This window comes from Microvirga arsenatis, from assembly GCF_009910705.1.
Classification (GTDB): Bacteria; Pseudomonadota; Alphaproteobacteria; order Rhizobiales; family Beijerinckiaceae; genus Microvirga; species Microvirga arsenatis.
Genome location: NZ_JAAAXJ010000004.1, coordinates 177,064 through 193,362 on the forward strand (window position 1 = coordinate 177,064; position 16,299 = coordinate 193,362).

General features: G+C 67.6%; 13 protein-coding genes. 9 read left to right on the plus strand and 4 right to left on the minus strand.

Annotation, left to right across the window (positions count from 1 at the left end; translation table 11 throughout):
- Positions 1-2 precede the first annotated feature (2 nt).
- Positions 3-2,012: an AI-2E family transporter gene (locus GR303_RS09695; RefSeq protein WP_161722134.1), complete on the minus strand. Its 2,010-nt coding sequence runs from the start codon at positions 2,010-2,012 to the stop codon at positions 3-5.
- Between the two features lie 183 nt (positions 2,013-2,195).
- On the opposite strand from GR303_RS09695, the gene GR303_RS09700 reads away from it, so the two are divergent.
- Complete coding sequence (locus GR303_RS09700; RefSeq protein WP_246205370.1) at positions 2,196-2,987, plus strand: dienelactone hydrolase family protein; 792 nt, start codon at positions 2,196-2,198, stop codon at positions 2,985-2,987.
- 41 nt (positions 2,988-3,028) lie between these two features.
- On the plus strand, positions 3,029-5,095 hold the full coding sequence (locus GR303_RS09705; RefSeq protein WP_161722133.1) for a M3 family metallopeptidase: 2,067 nt from the start codon (positions 3,029-3,031) through the stop codon (positions 5,093-5,095).
- Between the two features lie 299 nt (positions 5,096-5,394).
- Here GR303_RS09705 and GR303_RS09710 read toward each other — a convergent pair whose 3' ends face one another.
- The 3 genes from GR303_RS09710 to GR303_RS09720 form a co-directional block, all read right to left on the minus strand.
- Complete coding sequence (locus GR303_RS09710) at positions 5,395-6,408, minus strand: aldose epimerase family protein (RefSeq protein WP_161722132.1); 1,014 nt, start codon at positions 6,406-6,408, stop codon at positions 5,395-5,397.
- Positions 6,409-6,412: 4 nt separating this feature from the next.
- A complete protein-coding gene (locus tag GR303_RS09715; RefSeq protein ID WP_161722131.1) occupies positions 6,413-7,294 on the minus strand; it encodes an SMP-30/gluconolactonase/LRE family protein in 882 nt (293 codons plus the stop codon).
- A 78-nt stretch (positions 7,295-7,372) separates the two neighbouring features.
- On the minus strand, positions 7,373-8,602 hold the full coding sequence (locus tag GR303_RS09720; RefSeq protein ID WP_343038403.1) for an amidase: 1,230 nt from the start codon (positions 8,600-8,602) through the stop codon (positions 7,373-7,375).
- 113 nt (positions 8,603-8,715) lie between these two features.
- On the opposite strand from GR303_RS09720, the gene GR303_RS09725 reads away from it, so the two are divergent.
- From GR303_RS09725 to GR303_RS09755, 7 genes are all read left to right on the plus strand, one after another.
- Positions 8,716-9,921, plus strand: coding sequence for an ABC transporter substrate-binding protein (locus GR303_RS09725; protein WP_161722130.1), 1,206 nt, complete (start codon positions 8,716-8,718; stop codon positions 9,919-9,921).
- A gap of 80 nt (positions 9,922-10,001) precedes the next feature.
- The gene (locus GR303_RS09730; RefSeq protein ID WP_201751985.1) at positions 10,002-10,430 is read left to right on the plus strand and encodes an endonuclease domain-containing protein; all 429 of its coding nucleotides are present in this window, start codon (positions 10,002-10,004) and stop codon (positions 10,428-10,430) included.
- Between the two features lie 3 nt (positions 10,431-10,433).
- On the plus strand, positions 10,434-12,281 hold the full coding sequence (locus tag GR303_RS09735; RefSeq protein ID WP_343038402.1) for an ABC transporter permease: 1,848 nt from the start codon (positions 10,434-10,436) through the stop codon (positions 12,279-12,281).
- Positions 12,278-13,054, plus strand: a complete 777-nt coding sequence (locus GR303_RS09740; RefSeq protein ID WP_161722129.1) for an ABC transporter ATP-binding protein — start codon at positions 12,278-12,280, stop codon at positions 13,052-13,054. Before GR303_RS09735 ends, GR303_RS09740 begins: the two co-directional genes overlap by 4 nt.
- Positions 13,051-13,767 (plus strand): ABC transporter ATP-binding protein, encoded by a 717-nt coding sequence (locus tag GR303_RS09745; protein WP_161722128.1) that lies wholly within the window; start codon positions 13,051-13,053, stop codon positions 13,765-13,767. Before GR303_RS09740 ends, GR303_RS09745 begins: the two co-directional genes overlap by 4 nt.
- Before the next feature lie 175 nt (positions 13,768-13,942).
- Complete coding sequence (locus GR303_RS09750; RefSeq protein WP_161722127.1) at positions 13,943-14,986, plus strand: NAD(P)/FAD-dependent oxidoreductase; 1,044 nt, start codon at positions 13,943-13,945, stop codon at positions 14,984-14,986.
- Between the two features lie 67 nt (positions 14,987-15,053).
- Positions 15,054-16,292, plus strand: coding sequence for an allantoate amidohydrolase (locus tag GR303_RS09755; RefSeq protein WP_161722126.1), 1,239 nt, complete (start codon positions 15,054-15,056; stop codon positions 16,290-16,292).
- Positions 16,293-16,299 lie beyond the last annotated feature (7 nt).

Sequence of the window (16,299 nt, forward strand, 5' to 3'; positions counted from 1 at the left end):
GATCATGCGGGCAGCGGCAGCCGCTTGGCCGCCGCTGCTTCCCCGGAGGCCGATGACTTGGCAGGCTCCGGCAGCGCCTCCTCTCCCGTGGCCACCTTCAGGCACTGCACCACCGCATCGCGCAGGGACGAGACGTAGTAGTCGGCGCCCAGGGTGGCGCGCATGGTCTCGCTTTTGAGCACGGCATCCTCCGCAGGCCAGAGGCCGACCAGGGCCGGCACCTTCGCCTTCTGCTTGAGGCGGCGCAGCAGATAGCGCAGATGCGCCGGCGTGCCGCTGATCTCCAGATAGCTGATGCACACCATCTGCACGCCGGTCATGTCCAGGCTCAGGATCTGCCGCCGTGAGGCGGCCTCGTGCGGCACCACGCGGGTGCCGATCCCATGCTTGTTCAGGAGCTGGGAGAGCATCTCGGAGGCGGCCTCGTCGAGCGGCCCGCGGCCCGCGATGCACAGCACCGCACCGGGCGCTCTCCAAGCTTCGGGGACGCTGCTTTCCTCCGGCATGGGAGCAGGCACCGCCGGCTCCTTGTTGGCAGGCTTCTCGCTTGCGGGCGCCGCCACCGGTTCGTCCTTGGTCTCCTGGGGCTTCGGCTCCACGTCCTCATGCACGCCCAGGTCCTGGACGAGGGCGCGGATCACCTCTTTCACCTGATCGAGCTGGCGATAGGTGAGGACGCCGCGCGTCGCATCGTTGGCGGCGAGCTGAAGCCCTTTCAGCGCCACCTCGTCATAATAGGAGGTGAGCGAGCGCTCCTTCAGAAGAAGTTCCGCCGATTCCAGCGCCTCGTCGGGATCGCCCGCGAGCATGCGCTGGTAGAGATTTTCTGCAGGCGTCAGGGCGGGCCTGTCGCCGAGGATCACATCGAGAAATTCCAGACGCTCCACATGCCGCCCGAGCACCACGAGGCAGAGGGTCAGGGGCGTTGCGATGAGCAAGCCCACCGGGCCCCAGATCCAGGTCCAGAAGATGGCGGAGATCACGACCGCGAAAGGCGAAAGCCCGGTGCTCTGCCCGTAGACGATGGGCTCGATCACATGGCCCATCATGGGCTCGCCGATGGCATAGAGCGCCAGCGTCATGAGGGCCATGGACCAGCCGGGATCGACGGCGGCGGCGAGCAGGATCGGCGGCAGCGCCGCCAGGAACGAGCCGATATAGGGCACGAAGCGCATGAGCGCCGCGAAGACGCCCCACAGGATGGGGCTCGGCACGCCGATCAGCCACAGGCCGACGGCCGCCACGACGCCGAAGGAAGCGTTGAGCGCCAGCTGGGTGAGGAAGTACCGGCTGAGGCGCCGCGCGGCGTCGTCCATGGCTGCGGTGGTGCGATGGAGGTCGCTCGACCCGAACAGGCGGATCATGCGATCGCGCAGGTCCTCGCGCTGCATCAGGATGAAGACCAGCACCACGAACACGATGCCCATGGTGGCGAGCGGCTCGAGCAGGGGGAGCAGCACGTTCCTGGCCACCTGGATCGGCGTGGGATCCGGCTCGTGCACCTCCACGGGCAGGGGATTCGGCTCCTCCGGCGCCGGAGGAGCCGCCGGGTTCGAGGAGGCGGGGGCCTGCTCCGGCGGTGGCTCGGCCACGGCCTTGTCGAACTGGCGGCCAAAATCCTTCAGGAGCTGCGGCAGCTTGCCGAGCGCCCCTTCCCGCAGGTGGCCGAGCTTGGTCTCGATGGTGCTCTGGTAGCGCGGCAGGTCGGAGGCGAGGCCCGCCACCTGGAAGCCGATGACGGTTGCCAGGGACACGATGATCCCGAGGGCGACGAGCACGGCAATGATGACGGAGGGCACCCGGCCCAGGCGCCACCGGCGCAGCCACTCGACGAAAGGGGCGAGGACGAAGGCGAGGAGGATGGCGAGAACGACGGGGAGGAACACTTCGCGCCCGACATAGAGCGCCGCCAGCACCACGACCCCCACGGCGAGGGTCAGCAGGCCCGAGAGGCCTGGGACGCCGGGAGGCTCGATTTCCGTCTCCGGAGGGGGCACGGGGGCGGGGCGCATGCGGTCGATCTCTAAGAAGCCGCGAGACGATCCCGCCGGCCTTCGAAACAACGTGCTCAAGCCTGAAACGATCCTTGAGCGTGGCCGAAAGCTTGTCCTTAAGCAAAGGATGGGACCTTTTGCCGTCTGGTGACGCGACAATCCCCACCCATCTCAAGGATATCCAATGTCCCCCAGGCCCTCATGTCGATCACCAGACGCAACCTCCTGATCGGGGCGGCCCTCGCCGCCTCCCCCACCGCCCACGCCCAGCAGAACACATCCGCCCTCATGCCCGTCACCGCACACCGCAACAGCTTCAAGAGCGGCGGCAAGTCCATTGCCGTCGAGACCTTTCACAGCCCCGGCGCCTCCCCCCGCCCCGCGATCCTCATGCTGCACGGCGCGGACGGGCTGGGCGGCAACGCCCAGTATCGCCAAGGCGCCCGCGCGGTCGCCGCGGCGGGCTTCCAGGTGCATCTCGTCCATTATCTCGACCGCACCGGTGAGAGGCGGGCTTCCTTCAGCACCCTCTTCCAGAACTTCATGCCCTGGATGAGCACGGTTCAGGATGCGCTCGCCTTCGCAGCGGCCCATCCGGGCGCCGATGGGAGCCGCATCGGCATCGTCGGCATCTCGCTCGGCGCGGCCCTGGGGCTCGCCGTCGCCAGCACGGACCCGCGGGTGAAGGCCCTGGTGAACTATTTCGGTCCTCTGCCCCAGGGGGCCGTCGCCACCACCTCGCGCCTGCCCCCTACCCTGGTGCTGCACGGATCGGCAGATCCCATCGTGCCGGTGGCGAACGCCTACGCGGTCGAGGCGCTGCTGCGCCAGCAGAACGTGCCGCACGAGGTCAAGGTCTATCCCGGCCAGGGCCACGGATTCCGGGGCGCAGCGGAAGAGGATGCGACGCGCCGGTCCCTGGCCTTCCTGCAGCGCCATCTTGCCGGCTCGCATGCCGCGACGGGCTCGGGCCCTCTTCCCGTCGACGGCTGACCTCTTTAAGACTGTCCTTCTTCCGATCAGCAGGAGCGATCATGACGGCTTCAGACGCGGCTCTCGCAGGCAATCCCCTTCTCACGCCATGGACCACCCCGTTCGGTCTGCCGCCCTTCGAGAGCATCGCGCCGGACCATTTCAGGCCCGCCTTCCACCAGGCCCTGGCCGAGCAGCAGGCGCAGATCGCCGCCATTGCGGAGAGCGCCGAGGAACCCACCTTCGCCAACACCATCGAGGCGCTGGAGAGGAGCGGCCAGGCGCTCAAGAGGGTGGGCGGCGTGTTCTTCAACCTTGCAGGCTCGCACACCAACGATGCGATCCAGGCGGTGGAGCGCGAGATGGCGCCGATCCTCGCCAAGCACCGCAACAGCATCTTCATGAACGAGGCGCTCTACCGGCGCGTGGCGGCGCTCCACGAGAGGCGCGAGAGCCTGGGCCTCACCCCCGAGCAGATGCGCGTTCTCGACCGCTACCACACCATCTTCGTGCGGGCCGGCGCGAAGCTCGGACCGGAGGAGAAGAAGCGGCTCGCCGCCATCACCGAGCGGCTCGCGAGTCTCGGCACGCAGTTCTCGCAGAACGTGCTGGCGGACGAGAAATCCTACCAGCTCGTGCTCGACGGGGAAGCGGATCTCGAAGGTCTGCCGTCCTTCCTGCGCGAAGCCGCGGCGCAGGCGGCGGAGGAGCGTGGGCTCAAGGGCAAATACGTCATCACCCTCTCCCGCTCCAGCATCGAGCCCTTCCTGCAATTCTCCAAGCGCCGCGACCTGCGCGAGCAGGCCTTCAGGGCCTGGGCCGCGCGCGGCGACAACGGCAATGCCACCGACAACAAGGCGATCATCGCCGAGACCGCAGCCCTGCGGGCCGAGCGGGCGAAGCTCTTGGGCTACGAGACCTTCGCCGACTTCAAGCTCGCCGATACGATGGCGAAGAATCCGGACAACGTGATGAAGCTCCTCAACGACGTCTGGGCGCCCGCCCGCACCCGGGCGGAGGAGGAGCGCGACGATCTGCAGGCCCAGGCGCAGGCTCTCGGCGACAACATCGTCATCGAGCCGTGGGACTGGCGCTACTATGCCGATCAGGTTCGCATGGCGCGGCACGATCTCGATGAGGCCGTCATCAAGCCTTACTTCCAGCTCGACCGCATCATCGAAGCCTCCTTCGAGACGGCGCACCGGCTCTTCGGCCTGAGCTTCCAGGAGCTGAAGGACTTTCCGCGCTATCATCCCGACATCCGGGCCTGGCAGGTCGTGGATGCGGATGGCCAGCATGTGGGCACCTTCATCGGCGACTACTTTGCGCGCCCGTCGAAGCGCAGCGGCGCGTGGATGAGCGCTTTCCGCTCGCAGGAAAAGCTCACCGGCGACGTCCGGCCGATCATCGTCAACGTGATGAACTTCGCGAAGGGCGGCGCGGGGGAGCCGTCGCTCCTGAGCTTCGACGATGCCCGCACCCTGTTCCATGAATTCGGCCATGCCCTGCACGGCCTTCTCTCGAACGTCACCTATCCTTTGCTGGCAGGCACGTCCGTGTCGACGGATTTCGTGGAGCTGCCCTCGCAGCTCTACGAGCACTGGCTCTCGCAGCCGGAGATCCTGCGCCGCTACGCAACCCATTACAGGACCGGCGAGCCGATCCCGGAGGAGCTGCTCGAACGCCTCATGGCGGCACGCAACTTCAATCAGGGCTTTGCCACGGTCGAGTACCTGGCATCGGCCTTCGTGGATCTCGAGCTCCACCGCCGCAGGGACCTGAGCGATCTCGACGTTTCGCTCTTCGAGAAGGAGACCCTGGAGAAGATCGGCATGCCGCGCGAGATCATCATGCGCCACCGCACGCCGCACTTCACCCATGTGTTTTCCGGCGACGGCTACTCCTCGGGCTATTACAGCTATCTCTGGTCGGAGGTGCTGGACGCGGATGCCTTCATGGCCTTCGAGGAGACGGGCAACGTCTTCGATCCTGAGACGGCGGAGAGGCTCAAGCGCTTCATCTACGCCGCGGGCAACCTGCGCGATCCGGCCGAGGCCTACACCGCCTTCCGCGGGCGCCTGCCGACCGCAGACGCGCTTCTGGCCAAACGGGGTCTCCTGGCTGCTTGAAGATCGTATTCTAAGGGCGGACCCGGGTCGGGCCCGTCACACGGTGCCGGCAGCGAGTTCTCGCGTCCGCCGCGGAATGTGAAAACGGATGCGGACAATTCGGGGGCACTCCTTTGGAGGTACCTCCGATGAACAGGTCTGACGCAGAACGCTCTTGAGGAAAGCCGCTCCCTTGGGATCGATCTCCAGGGCTTTCACGTCGAGCACCGGCATGGGCGCTTGTCCCTTCTGGTTCGTGTTTGTTCGGAAACGCAACGCCTGCAAGGGAGAACGGCCACGCTCGCGCAAAGTTCCTTCGGTCAGCGCGAGAACCGCAGCTCGCTGACTTGGCGAGAGACCTGCCCCGGCACCAGGATAGACGACGGGAAATGGGCTTTATTGGGGCTGTCGGGAAAGCGCTGCGGCTCCAGGCATAAGCCCCCGTGCCGGCCGTACTTCGCTCCTTCCAGGCCTTGAACCGGCATGGTGAGCAGATGCCCGTCATAGAACTGGATTCCCGGCTCCGTCGTCCAAAGCTCCATGGACACCCCGCTCTTGAGCGAGGCCAGGGTCGCCGCGTGGCGCAGCTCTCCGTAAGGTCCGTGCAGGACATAGTTGATGTCGTAGAGGATGCGCTCCTGCATGAATTCGGCCGCACCGATGGGCCGCAGCGTGGTGAAGTCGTAGCCGGTATTCGCCACGCGCCGGATCTCGCCGGTCGGGATGAGGTCGGGACGGGTGGGCGTGGTGTAGTCGGCCGCAATCATCAGGTGATGCGCGAGAATATCCGGGCTGCCGTCGAGATTGAAATAGCCGTGGGTGGTGAGGTTGACCGGCGTGGGCCGGTCGCAGGTGGCCTCGAGCACGATCCGCAGGCTGCAGGACGGCAGGAGCGTGTAGGTGCAGGTGGCCACGAGCCGGCCCGGATAGCCCATGTCGCCATCCTCCGACACGAGGCTCAAGGTGGCGCTGGAGGCGGTGTGATCGACAAGGCTCCAGAGCCGCGTGCCGAAACCCATCGAGCCGCCATGAAGCTGGTTGCGCCCCTCGTTGGCGTCGAGACGGAAGGTCTCCCCGTTCAGGGTGAAGCACGCGCCTCCGATGCGGTTGGCATGGCGCCCGACGATGGCGCCGAAATACGGGGAATGGGCGACGTAGTCCTCGATGGAGTTGAGCCCGAGCACCACACGCTGGGAACCTGCAGCGGAGGGCACGACGAGGTCGCGCACCACCGCGCCCCAGGTCAGGACCTTCATCTCCATGCCGTCGGGACCCTGCAGCGAGACCTGCAGCACATCCTGCCCGTTGAGGGAGCCGAAGCGTTCGATGGTCATGGCGCTACCCTTCGAAGATGTTGGTCTTCAGGCCACGGATGCCGCCGGTCTCGACCTTGAAGAGGTGGCCCGCCATCACGTCGATCTGCGGATCGCGGCCGATGGCGGCGGTGGTGATGTAGAGGGTGGTCAGATCGGGGCCGCCGAAGGCGCATTTCGTCACCTGTGCGGTGGGAACCGACACAGTGCGCTCCACCGTGCCGTCGGGGGCAAAGCGGGTGATCCGCGAGCCGCCCCAGTGGCAGACCCATACATGGCCCTCCGCGTCCACCGCCATGCCATCCGGATAACCCCAGCCTTCCTCGAAGCGGGCGAAGGGCCGCGGCCCGCCGATGGCGCCGCCGCCGGCATCGAGAGCGAAGATCGTCCGCCCCATGGTATCGGTCGCGTAGATCCTTTGCCCGTCATGGCTGAAGGCCGGGCCGTTGGTGACCACGATGCCGGAATGGAGCTGCGTCAGCTCCTTGCCGTCCCAGCGCCAGAAGGCGCCGGAGGGATTTGCCTCCTCGTCGTCCATGGTGCCGAAATAGATCGCCCCGTCCGGGCCCACATGGCCGTCGTTGATGCGGTTGCTCGGCCTGTCCTTGTCGGGGGAGACGATGGGCTGCACCGCCCCCGTCCTGAGGTTGAAGCGGGCAAGCCCTGACTTGAACCCGGCGATGACCTCGTCCTCATCCGGGGTCAGGGCGATGAAGCCCACCCGCTCCGGCGCATCTATCCGGAAATGCTCCTTCGTCTGCGCACGATAGCGCCACACCCCCGGATTCTTGATGTCCACCCAGAACAGGGTGTTCGAGCGGTGGTCCCACACCGGCCCCTCCCCCAGCACGCAGGCGCTGGCCACCGCCACGTGAGGCGTTTCCGGGTGAACGGCTGGATGTGTCATGGCTCCCCTCTGTAGCTGATGGTTTGCTCGTTGCTCTGCCGGTAACTCCGGGCGCGGGCGATGGGTCCGCACGATGCGCTAGGCGCTCTCCGCGATCCGGCGCGCCAGTGTCACGAGGCTCAGGTCGGATCCGGCCGGTCCCATGAGCGACAGGCCCAGCGGCGCGCCGGAGCGGGAGGCGAGCGGGATCGAGACCTGCGGCAGGCCGGACAGCACCGACAGGCAGAGCAGGTTCAAGGCGTTGTTGCGGTAGTCGTTCAGGGCCTCGTCGCTCTCCGAGAGGAGCGGCGCGATGTCGGGCATGGTGGGCAGGATCAGCACGGCGCCGTCGAGAAGGGCGCCGAAGCGCTTGCGGAACGCGGCCCGAATCACCCGCGCCTCCGCCACCTGGGCATCGGTCACCGCCTTCGAGAAGGCGAAGCGGTCGGCGACGCCGGGGCCGAGGGGCAGGCGGTAGCGCTCGATCAGCGGCCCGTCCACGGTCCAGGCCTCCCGGCTCTGGATGTAGCGCATGGCCCAGTAGAGGGTGGTGAAGCCCTCCGTCGCCACCTCGACCTCCCGGGCCTCGCCCAGCACGGCCTGGGTCCGGCGCAGGGCCGGTGCGAGCGCCTCGCGCACCTCCGCCTGCAGCAGACCGAACGCATCCCGCGCGAGCAGCACGCGAGGAGCCTGCGGCAGGGGCGTCGCGTCGTCGCCCAGGAGCACCCTGCCCACCCGCTCGAAGGTGGCGCCGTCGCGGGTGAAGTAGCCGCAGGTGTCGAAGGACGGGGCAAGGTCATGGCAGAGTTCGAGGCTGACCCGGCCGTGGGTCGGCCGGATGCCGAAGAGGCCGCAATGGTTGGCGGGCGCACGCACCGACCCGCCCGTATCGGTGCCGAGGGCGAAATCGCACAGGCCGTTCGAGACGGCGGCAGCCGAGCCCGAGGACGAGCCGCCGGGAATGCGGTCCGGCGCGCCGCCGTTCACCGGCGTGCCGAAATGGGCATTCTTGCCGCTCATGGAGAAGGCGAGTTCGTCCGTGATCGTCTTGCCCACGAGACGCGCGCCGGCATCGAGCAGCCTCTGGACGGTGGGCGCCGTCCGGGTCTTGATGCCCGACAGGGCGAGCAGGTGGGGCGATCCCGCGCTGGTCGGATAGCCCGCCACGTCGAACAGGTCCTTGGCGGCAAAGGTCAGGCCGGACAGGGGGCCTGTCGGCGCATGGGGAACCGGAACGGCCGGATAGGGCATGAAGGCATAGGCGGGGTCGTGGTCGAGAAGCATGGCTCTGCTGCGCTTGAGGGAACGGAGGGCAGGCGAATGTGTCATCCTCTCCCGGGCGGGAGCAAGGCAGGATTTCGCGAACCTTGACAGTTTGTGCCTTTCTTCTCGACCCGATTGGCCCTAAATCCTCGCACATTCTCGACTGAAGGGATGCCGCAATGGCGAAACTATCGACGCTCCGCTGGCTGGCTCTTGGAGGGGCGCTCGCCCTCGCAGCCCCGGCGGCTCAGGCGCAGCAGCCTCCGATCAAGCTCGGCGAGCTGAACTCCTATGCCCAGTGGGCGGCCTTCACCGTGCCCTACCGCAACGGCTGGCAGATGGCCCTCGAGGAGATCAATGCCAAGGGCGGGGTGCTCGGCCGGAAGATCGAGATCGTCTCCCGCGACGACGGGGCGACCACCGGCAGCGCCACCCGCGTGGCGGACGAGCTCGTGAGCCGCGAAGGCGTCTCGCTGCTCTTCGGCTCCTTCCTGTCGAATGTCGGCGTCGCCATGGCCGACTTCGCCAACCAGAAGAAGATCGTCTACATCGCCGCCGAGCCGCTCACCGACGCCGTCACCATGGCGCAGGGCAACCGCTATACCTTCCGCATCCGGCCCAACAACTTCATGCAGGTCAGCATGCTGGTGGACCAGGCCAAGGTCTCGGGCGCCAAGCGCTGGGCCATCGTGGCGCCGAACTACGAATACGGCCAGTCGGCCGCCGCCGTGTTCAAGCGCCTGATCCAGGAGCGGGTGCCGGGCGCCCAGATCGTCGCCGAGCAGTACCCGGCGCTCGGCAAGATCGAGGCGGGGCCCACCGCGTCGGCCATCGAGCAGGCCAAGCCCGACGGCATCTTCAACGTGCTCTTCGGCCCCGATCTGACCCAGTTCGTGCGCGAGGGCAACACCCGCGGCCTCTTCGAGGGCGCGACGGTTCTCTCCCTGCTGACCGGCGAGCCCGAATGGCTCCTGCCGCTCAAGGACGAGGTGCCCGAGGGCTGGACCGTGACCGGCTATCCCTGGGACGAGATCAAGGAGCCGAAGCACAAGGCCTTCATCGATGCCTACCGCGCCAAGTACAACGAGACGCCGCGCCTCGGCTCGCTTCTCGGCTACATGGTGGTCACCATGATCCGCGACGCCATCGAGCGCGCCGGCTCCACCGAGACGGAAGCCGTCATCAAGGCGCTGGAGGATGCCAAGTTCGACACGGTCATCGGCCCCGTCACCATGCGCGGCATCGACAATCAGTCCACGATGGGCGCCTGGGTCGGCAAGCTCGTGCTGAAGGGAGCAACCGGGGGCATGACGGACTGGACCTACAAGGACGGCGCCTCGTTCATGCCCACCGAGGCCGAGGTGAAGGCGGTTCGGAAGGATTGACGTGCTTTCACCCTCCCCTTGAGGGGGAGGGTCGGCGCGCAAGCGCCGGGGTGGGGTGGCACCGCAACAGAAAACCGGTCATGTCGAACATCAACCGCTTCAGACGTGAGAGAGCAGGACAGCTTCGCTCGAGCGCTACCGAGCCGGAGCAGGTTCTCTGGCGCGCCCTGAAGCGCATCCCCGTCTATGGCAGCCACTTCCGCCGCCAGGTTCCCACCGGCCCTTACATCGCGGACTTCGCCTGCCTGAAGGCCCGCCTTCTCATCGAGCTCGATGGCGGCCACCATTCCCAGCAGAACATTGCCATCAAGGACGAAGCCCGGACCCGCTGGCTCGAAAGCGAGGGCTATCGGGTCGTCCGCTTCTGGAACACCGAGCTGACCGGGAATATGCCAGGCGTCCTCGACACCATTTACGCGGCCTTGTATGGCTCGCCTCAATCGGAGGCGCTTGCGCTTCCCACCCCACCCCGGCCTGATGGCCGACCCTCCCCCTCAAGGGGAGGGTAAATCGTGGACCCCGCCTTCCTCGCCGTTCAAGCCCTCAGCGGCCTGTCCAGCGCCTCATCGCTCTTCATCACCGCCTGCGGCCTCACGATCGTTTTCGGCGTCACGCGGATCGTGAACTTCGCGCACGGTTCGCTCTACATGATCGGCGCCTACACGGCCGCGACCCTGATCCCGCGCCTGCTCGAACTCTCCTTCGGCCCCGTCACCTTCTGGGCCGGCATTCTCGCATCGGCCCTTGTGGTCGGGGTGATCGGCGTCATCATCGAGGTCCTGCTCCTGCGCCGCATCTACGGCGCGCCGGAGCTGTTCCAGCTGCTGGCCACCTTCGGCGTCGTGCTGGTGGTGCAGGACCTCGTCGTCCAGGTCTTCGGCCCCGAGGACATCTTAGGTCCCCGCGCGCCGGGCCTGCGCGCGCCAGTCGAGATCCTGGGGCGGCGCTTTCCCTCCTACGAGCTCGTGCTGATCGCCGCCGGGCCCATCGTGCTGGCCCTCGTCTGGCTTCTCCTGCGCAGGACGCGCTTCGGCGTTCTGGTGCGCGCGGCGACGCAGGACCGGGACATGGTGGCCTCGCTCGGCGTGAACCAGGCCATGCTGTTCACCGGCACGCTGTTTCTCGGCGCCTTTCTCGCAGGTCTCGGCGGCGCGCTGCAGATCCCGCGCGTCTCGGCCAATACCGGCATGGACCTGTCCATCATCGCGGAGGCCTTCGTCGTCACCGTGGTGGGCGGCATGGGCAGCGTGCCGGGAGCCTTTCTCGCGGCGCTCATCATCGGGCAGCTGCAGGCCTTCGGGATCCTGATCTTTCCCAAGAGCACCCTCGTGGTGGTGTTCCTGCTCATGGCCGTGGTGCTGGCGATCCGGCCCTATGGACTTTTCGGCCGGGCCGAGATCGTCGGCGGAACGCATGCGGTCGGCATCGCCAGCCGCGAGCCCCTGCCCGGCCGCGCCTTCATCCTGCTCGTCGTCATTGCGGCTCTGGCCTGTTTCCCGCTTGTGGCCGATGCCTATCTCCTGAAGGTGGCGACCGAGATCCTGATCTTCGCGCTCTTCGCCTTCAGCCTGCAGCTCCTCATCGGCGTCGGCGGACTCGTGAGCTTCGGCCACGCAGCCTTTTTCGGCCTCGGGGCCTATGGGGCGGCGCTCGCGGTCAAATGGTACGGGGCTTCGATGGAGGCGGCGCTGCCGCTCGGGCTTGCGCTGGCGGCGCTCGGCGCCGGACTGGTCGGCGCCTTCGTGGTGCGCCTGTCCGGAATCTACCTCGCCATGATGACGCTTGCGGCCGCTCAGATCCTCTACGCCGTCGCGTTCCAATGGGTGGAGGTGACCGGCGGCGACAACGGCATCGTCGGCGTCTGGCCCTCACCCTGGGCGAGCGGGCCCATCCCCTATTATCTCCTGACCGCAGCGCTGGTCCTGGTGACGGTGCTGCTTCTCAAACGCATCATCGATGCACCCTTCGGTTATGCGCTGCGCGCCGCCCGCGACTCCGAGGCCCGTGCGGAGGCCATCGGCCTCAAGATCCGCCAGCACCGCTGGCTCGCCTTCATGATCGCCGGCGCGGGTGCGGGCCTGGCCGGCGGGATCTATGCGTTTTCCCGCGGCTCCGTCGATCCGAGCCTGCTCGGCATCGCGGCTTCCGTGGACGCGCTCACCATGCTGCTGCTCGGCGGCATTCAGACCGTGATCGGCCCTCTCGTGGGAGCCGCGGCCCTGCATGGCCTGCGCGACTGGATCATGCCGCTCACGCCGCTGTGGCGGCTGTTCCTCGGGATCAGCATCATCGCCATGGTGCTCGTCTTCCCACGCGGCCTTGTGGGAACCGTTCGCGACGGGTGGGAGGCGCGAACATGACGCTTCTTGCGGTGACCGGCCTGCACAAATCCTTCGGCGGCGTGGTGGCGGCCCGCGACGTGGCCTTCACCGTCGAGCGCGGCGAGATGCTGGCGATCATCGGCCCCAACGGCGCCGGCAAATCCACCGTGTTCAACATGGTCGGCGGCCAGCTCACGCCCGATCGCGGCCGGGTTATGCTCGACGGACAGGACATCACCCACGCCTCGCCGCAGAAACGCTTTCGCCGCGGTGTGGGGCGCACCTTCCAGGTGGCGCAGACCTTTCTGTCCATGAGCGCGGCCGAAAACGTGCAGATGGCGCTCATCAGCTGCTTCCGGCAGAGCAACGGCCTCTGGAGAGCGGCCCGGGAACGTCACCGCGATAGGGCCGTCGAGCTGCTCTCGCAGGTCGGTATGGCGGAGGCGGCGGACACTCCCTGCTCGGCGCTCGCCTATGGCGACGTGAAGCGGGTGGAGCTTGCCATCGCGCTTGCCGGCCAGCCCAAGCTGCTCCTCATGGACGAGCCCACCGCCGGCATGGCGCCGCGCGAGCGGGCGGCGCTCATGGAGCTCACCGCCTCCATCGCCGAATCCCGGGGGATCGGCGTCCTCTTCACCGAGCACGACATGGATGTGGTCTTCGGCCATGCGCAACGGGTGCTGGTGCTGCTGCGCGGCCAGATCATCGCCTCCGGCACCCCGGACGAGATCCGCCAGGACCCGCAGGTCCGGCGCGCCTATCTCGGCGACGAGCATGCCCTGGAGCGGCCGAAACGGATGAGCCCTGCATGACCCGAGAGCCGCTCCTCGACATTCGCAACCTCAACGCCTTCTACGGTCGGGCCCAGGTGCTGTTCGGCCTGTCGCTCTACCTCTATCCGGGCGAGGTGGTGGCTCTCGTCGGGCGCAACGGCGCGGGCAAGACCACGACCCTCAAGGCCATCATGGGCTTGATTGCGGCGAGCGCCACCCATGCCACCTTCAAGGGCCATTCCCTCGGCCGCCTCCCCACCTACAGGATTGCCCGGCTGGGCCTCGGCTACGTGCCCGAGGACCGGCGCATCTTCACCGACCTCACCGTCGACGAGAATCTGGAGACCGGCCGCAGGCCCGCCGGCGCCGGGCGCTCGCCCTGGACGCCGGAGCGGCTCTTCCGCCTCTTCCCGAACCTCGCCGAGATGCGGGGGCGGCGCGGCAGCCAGATGTCCGGCGGCGAGCAGCAGATGCTCGCCATCGCCCGCACCCTCATGGGCAATCCGGATGCGATCCTGCTCGACGAGCCCTCCGAGGGCATCGCGCCGGTGATCGTGCAGATGATGGCCGAGGCGATCCGGGCCATGAAGGCGGAGGGGGTGGCGGTGCTGCTCTCCGAGCAGAACTGGGCCTTCGCCGCCGGCATCAGCGACCGCGCTCTCGTGATCGAGCGCGGCGAGATCCGCTTCCAGGGCTCCATGGACGAACTCATGGCGAACGAGGCGCTGAGAGCCGACACGCTGGGGGTGTAGCGTCCCCGGCCGGGAGCGTTGACGAAGGAGGCACCCGATCCGATATGCAGGCTATCCGCACCCTCGCGCGAGATTGGCCTTAAGGGACGTTGGCCCGTCCCGCCAAGTCATCCTGCCGCCTTGCCAAAGCCGGGGAGATCATGTTTTCCGGGTGGTCTCTCGAAGGAGCCTGTTCATGACCGACCAGATCGAAACGGATGTCGTCATCATCGGCGCCGGGCCCGTGGGCCTGTTCGCCGTGTTCGAGCTGGGTCTCCTCGACATCAAATGCCACCTGATCGACATCCTGCCGAAGGTCGGCGGCCAGTGCGCCGAGCTGTATCCTGAGAAGCCGATCTACGACATTCCGGGCTTCCCGATGGTGACCGGCCAGGGCCTCGTCGACAACCTCATGGCGCAGATCGAGCCCTTCCGCCCGACCTTCCATCTCGGCGAGATGGTGGAGAGCGTGGAGGCCCTCGGCACGGCCGAGGCGCCGCTGTTTCGGGTCAGGACCTCGGAGAACGGCACCACCTTCCTCTGCAAGGCGGTGATCATCGCGGCCGGCGGCGGCTCCTTCCAGCCCAAGAAACCCCCCATCGACAACATCGAGGCCTACGAGGGCACGGGCGTGTTCTATGCGGTGCGCAAGATGGAGATGTTCCGGGGCAAGAAGGTGCTGATCGTCGGCGGCGGCGATTCCGCCCTCGACTGGACCGTGAATCTTCAGCCCATCGCCAAGCGACTGACCCTGCTCCACCGCCGCGACGCCTTCCGCGCGGCGCCGCACACGGTGGAGAAGATGCGCTCCCTCGTGGCCGCCGGCGAGATGGATCTGCAGCTCGGCCAGGTCACCGCGCTCAAGGGCGAGGCGCCGGTGCTCGAGGGCGCAGTGATCCGCAAGGACGACGGCTCGGAGTCCCTGGTGGAATGCGACGTGATGCTGCCCTTCTTCGGGCTCACCATGAAGCTCGGGCCCATCGCCGATTGGGGCCTGAACCTGCACGAGAACCTGATTCCCGTCGATACGGAGAAGTTCGAGACCAGCGTGCCGGGCATCTTCGCCATCGGCGACATCAACACCTATCCGGGCAAGCTGAAGCTCATCCTCTCCGGCTTCCACGAGGGGGCGCTCGCCGCGCAGAAGGTGCACCGCTACGTCTACCCCGACAAGCGGCTCACGTTCCAATACACGACCTCGTCCACGAGCCTGCAGAAGAAGCTCGGCGTCGCGGCGTAGGGGGAGACGCACCCGAAGGCCGGGCTGCCCCTTGCGAAGCGGCCCGGTTCCTGAAACTCTCGGGCGCATGACGCACCACACGGATCTCACCCTCGGCCGCCGCGTGATGGCGATGATCGAGGATCTCGCCCGGCACACCGACGAGCCCGGCCGCCTCACGCGCCTCTATCTGTCCGATGCGCACCGCAGGGCCGCGGAGGACACGCTGCGCCTGATGCGCGAAGCGGGTATGAGCGCGCAGATCGACGCGCTCGGCTCCGTCGTCGGCCGCATCGAGGGCACCGACCCGGACGCGCCCGCCCTCCTCATCGGCTCCCACATCGATACGGTGGTCGATGCCGGCCGCTACGACGGCACCCTCGGCGTGGTGCTCGGCATCGCGGTGGTCGAGGCCCTGCGGCAGCAGGGCGTCGCACCCGCCTGCCCCATCGAGGTCGTCGCCTTCGGGGACGAGGAGAACGTGCGCTTCCCCACCAATCTCTCCACCTCCTCCGCCCTCGCCGGCCGCTTCGACCCCGCCTGGCTCGACGGGCGGGATCAGGACGGCATCTCCCTGCGCGACGCCCTGATCCGCTTCGGCGGCGATCCGGACGGCGCTGCGGCGCTCGCCCGCGATCCGGCGCGCTACCGTGGCTATCTCGAGGTGCATATCGAGCAGGGGCCGCTGCTCGAATCGAAGAACCTGCCCGTGGGCATCGTCTCCGCCATCAACGGCATCACCCGTGCCCGGGCTCATGTGACCGGCGAGGCGGGCCATGCGGGCACCGTGCCGATGGCGATGCGCCGGGACGCGCTCGCGGCGGTGGCGGAGATGATCGGCATCGTGGAGCGCGCAGGCGCCACCCGCACCGACACGGTGGCGACGGTGGGCGTGGCGCAGGTGCAGCCCGGCGCGATCAACGTCATTCCTGCCCGCGTCGACTTCACCCTCGACGCCAGGGCGCCCGACGATGCAGTGCGCCAGGCCATGGTGCAGGACATCGTGGCCGGCTGCGAGGCCGCCGCCCAGAGACGCGGCGTGAAATTCGCTATCGAGCCCTTCATGGACTCCCCTGCAACAGCCATGGACGGGAGCCTGATCGGGCATCTCGAGCGAGCCGTCAGGAGCGTCGGCTTCGAGCCGCTTCACCTGCCTTCGGGCGCAGGACACGATGCGACCGCGATGGCCAATCTCTGCCCCTCCGCCATGCTCTTCGTGCGCTGCAAGGACGGCATCAGCCACAACCCGGCCGAATCGATCACCGTGGAGGACGCGGACATCGCCGCACGGGTTCTTCTCGAAGCGGTGAAGCGGATCGCCGGATAGGAGCGCG

Excerpts from the sequence above, each read along its gene's own strand:
- GR303_RS09720 (WP_343038403.1), bottom strand. The coding sequence starts at position 8,602 with ATGACACATTCGCCTGCCCTCCGTTCCCTCAAGCGCAGCAGAGCCATG.
- GR303_RS09725 (WP_161722130.1), top strand. The coding sequence starts at position 8,716 with ATGGCGAAACTATCGACGCTCCGCTGGCTGGCTCTTGGAGGGGCGCTC.
- GR303_RS09755 (WP_161722126.1), top strand. The coding sequence starts at position 15,054 with ATGACGCACCACACGGATCTCACCCTCGGCCGCCGCGTGATGGCGATG.
- GR303_RS09710 (WP_161722132.1), bottom strand. The coding sequence starts at position 6,408 with ATGACCATCGAACGCTTCGGCTCCCTCAACGGGCAGGATGTGCTGCAG.
- GR303_RS09715 (WP_161722131.1), bottom strand. The coding sequence starts at position 7,294 with ATGACACATCCAGCCGTTCACCCGGAAACGCCTCACGTGGCGGTGGCC.
- GR303_RS09695 (WP_161722134.1), bottom strand. The coding sequence starts at position 2,012 with ATGCGCCCCGCCCCCGTGCCCCCTCCGGAGACGGAAATCGAGCCTCCC.
- GR303_RS09700 (WP_246205370.1), top strand. The coding sequence starts at position 2,196 with ATGTCGATCACCAGACGCAACCTCCTGATCGGGGCGGCCCTCGCCGCC.
- GR303_RS09745 (WP_161722128.1), top strand. The coding sequence starts at position 13,051 with ATGACCCGAGAGCCGCTCCTCGACATTCGCAACCTCAACGCCTTCTAC.
- GR303_RS09705 (WP_161722133.1), top strand. The coding sequence starts at position 3,029 with ATGACGGCTTCAGACGCGGCTCTCGCAGGCAATCCCCTTCTCACGCCA.
- GR303_RS09730 (WP_201751985.1), top strand. The coding sequence starts at position 10,002 with ATGTCGAACATCAACCGCTTCAGACGTGAGAGAGCAGGACAGCTTCGC.
- GR303_RS09740 (WP_161722129.1), top strand. The coding sequence starts at position 12,278 with ATGACGCTTCTTGCGGTGACCGGCCTGCACAAATCCTTCGGCGGCGTG.
- GR303_RS09750 (WP_161722127.1), top strand. The coding sequence starts at position 13,943 with ATGACCGACCAGATCGAAACGGATGTCGTCATCATCGGCGCCGGGCCC.